Genomic DNA, 2,461 nt, shown 5'->3' on the forward strand with positions numbered 1-2,461 from the left:
CCGCCCGCCGCCCCTCACGGCGTGCGCCGCGGCGGGCGTCGAGCAGCATCCCCGCGGCGATCAGAGGGCCGAGCAGCGCCAGCCACAGGGTCAGCATCGACCCGGTCACGAACCACAGCGCCAGCGCGCCGACGACCGGCACGACGGCGGCGATCACCGGGAACGGCGGGCGCGGCGGCGGTGTCCAGGCGGGCGGCAGTGTCAAGGGCTCGTCGTCCAGCGGCTGCGCGGGGAGCCCTGCGACGTTCAGGGGGTCACGGACCGGGAGCACACCTCAGTCCACCGCGTCACCCGTTCCTCGGGGATCACGAGGGCGGCGGATGTGGACAACCGCCGCGGAACCGCCGTCAGTCCTCGGCTGTGGAGGAGTCGTCGGCCGCGGCCGTGGGCCCCACGTCGAGCACCACGATCGTGATGTTGTCGCGCCCGCCGTTCTCGAGCGCCGCCTCGAGCATCGCCGACACGGCTGCGGCTGGGTCGGCGTTCTCGTCGAGGAAGTGTCGGATGCCGTAGTCGGTGAGCTCTTTGGTCAGCCCGTCGGAGCAGATCACGAAGCGGTCGCCTTCGACGACGTCGAGCCGCACGTAGTCGGGCGTGACGCCCTCGCTCGGGCCGACCGCGCGTGTGATGACGTTGCCGTAGGGGTGGTTCTCGGCCTCCTCGGGACTGAGACGCCCCGCGGCCACGAGCTCTTGCACGACCGAGTGGTCCGTCGTGATCTGAATGATCGCCCCGTCGCGCACCAGGTACACGCGCGAGTCGCCGATGTTCAGAGTCACCCAGTGCGGGGCATCGCCCGACGTGTCGAGAAAGAGCCCCGTGACGGTGGTGCCGGTGCCGTCGTCCGTCGCTTCGGGGTGCGCCGCGATGTCTTTGACGGCGCGGGCGAGCGCGTTCTCGATGGTCTTGGGGGTCACCGTGCCGGCGTCGGCCACGGCGCTCAGCCGCTCGATGGTGCGGGCGCTCGCGATCTCGCCGCCGACGTGGCCGCCCATTCCGTCGGCCACGACGAACAGCGGAAACGACGCGAAGACGGCGTCCTGGTTGACCTCGCGGCGACGCCCGGTGTCGGTCACGGCCGCCCAGGACAGTTCGAGTTCGCCACCCGGCACCGGGACGGTGCGCGTCTGGGTGGATACCTCGGGCACGCGTTGTCCTCCCCATCGGCGGCGTCAGGGCCGGTCGGCCCCGCGTCCTCACATACTAGTGGGCTTCGCCCGTCGCGCCTGCGGATGATCCCCGTCCGCAGCGGGCCTCAGACCTTCGCGCCGGGATCTTCCGGAAGCGGGAACAGCGCGTCCATCTGCGCGAGGTCCTCGGCGCTCGGGGTCCAGGCCGTCGCGGCGGCGGCGTTCGCACGGACCTGCTCGGGGCTGGTCGCGCCGGCGATCACACTTGCGAGCGACGGGCGTGCCAGCATCCAGCCGAACGTCGCCTCGACCATCGTGATGCCGCGATCGTCGCAGAACCCGCGATAGGCGTCGAGGGCGTCCCACGGCGCGTCCTGCCACACGTGCTGGCGCTGGCGCATGATGCGCGAATCCGACGGCGCGTGGTCGCGCGTGAACTTGCCGGTGAGCAGTCCGTTGTGCAGCGGGAAGAACGGCAGGAACCCGAGCCCGAAGCGCTCCACGGCCGGGAGCACCTCGCGCTCGGCGGCGCGCGCCAGCAGGCTGTAGTGATTCTGCGCCGACACGAACGGCACACCCGCGCGCTCGGAAGCCACGTAGTGCGCCTCGGCGATCTGCCAGCCGCTGAGGTTGGAGTGGCCGATGTAGCGCACCTTGCCCTCCCGGACGAGATCGGCGAGCACGTCGAGCGTCTCTTCGATCGGTGTCTGAGGATCCGGGGTGTGCAGCTGGTAGAGATCGATCCACTCCGTCTGCAGACGTGAAAGGGATGCCTCGACCGCACGCCGCACGTACGAGCGGGAGCCCTTCGCCCCAGACCCCGGGTACCCCATGTCGCGGCCGGAATGCCCGAACTTCGTCGCCAGCGTGACCTGGTCGCGCCGTCCCTTCAGCGCCTCGCCCATGAGGGTCTCGGACAGGCCCGGGTCGCGGCCGTAGATGTCGGCGGTGTCGAGGAACGTCACACCTGCCTCGATCGCGGCATCCAGCACGTCACGCGTGCCCTCGATGCCCTCGGTGCGGGTGCCGGGACGGCCGAAATTGTTGCAGCCGAGGCCCACGGCGGACACGAGCAGGCCGGAGGCGCCCATGCGCCGCAGCGGAACGGAGGAGGAGGTCATCCCTCCACGCTAGCCGCGACGCGCCGCGCCCCGCCTTCATCGCGGCCGAAAGCGCGCCACGACCCCCCACCCGTGGTGAGGGGTCGTGGCGTCGTCGCTATTGCTTGGGCTCTTCAACCGGCGGCTCTTCAGCCGGCGGCTCTTCAGCCGGCGGCTCTGCTGCCGGCGCCTCGCCTGCCGGCGCCGGCGGCGCGGCCGGAGCGGCGGGCG

The 2,461-nt window shown here is 71.6% G+C and carries 2 protein-coding genes and 1 pseudogene; all 3 read right to left on the bottom strand.

All coding sequences use genetic code 11. The features are described from left to right. Positions 1–271, bottom strand: a pseudogene (locus tag EIO58_RS16175) (hypothetical protein); the annotation flags it as partial. Between the two features lie 76 nt (positions 272–347). Beyond that, entirely contained in the window at positions 348–1,148 is an 801-nt protein-coding gene (locus EIO58_RS16180) for a PP2C family protein-serine/threonine phosphatase (protein WP_127820351.1), read from the bottom strand. A 107-nt stretch (positions 1,149–1,255) separates the two neighbouring features. After that, the gene (locus tag EIO58_RS16185) at positions 1,256–2,251 is read right to left on the bottom strand and encodes an aldo/keto reductase (protein ID WP_127820352.1); all 996 of its coding nucleotides are present in this window, start codon (positions 2,249–2,251) and stop codon (positions 1,256–1,258) included. Between the last annotated feature and the right edge of the window lie 210 nt (positions 2,252–2,461).

Origin of the sequence: Microbacterium sp. CPCC 204701 (assembly GCF_004010105.1) — a bacterium.
In the GTDB taxonomy this organism is placed as follows: domain Bacteria; phylum Actinomycetota; class Actinomycetes; order Actinomycetales; family Microbacteriaceae; genus Microbacterium.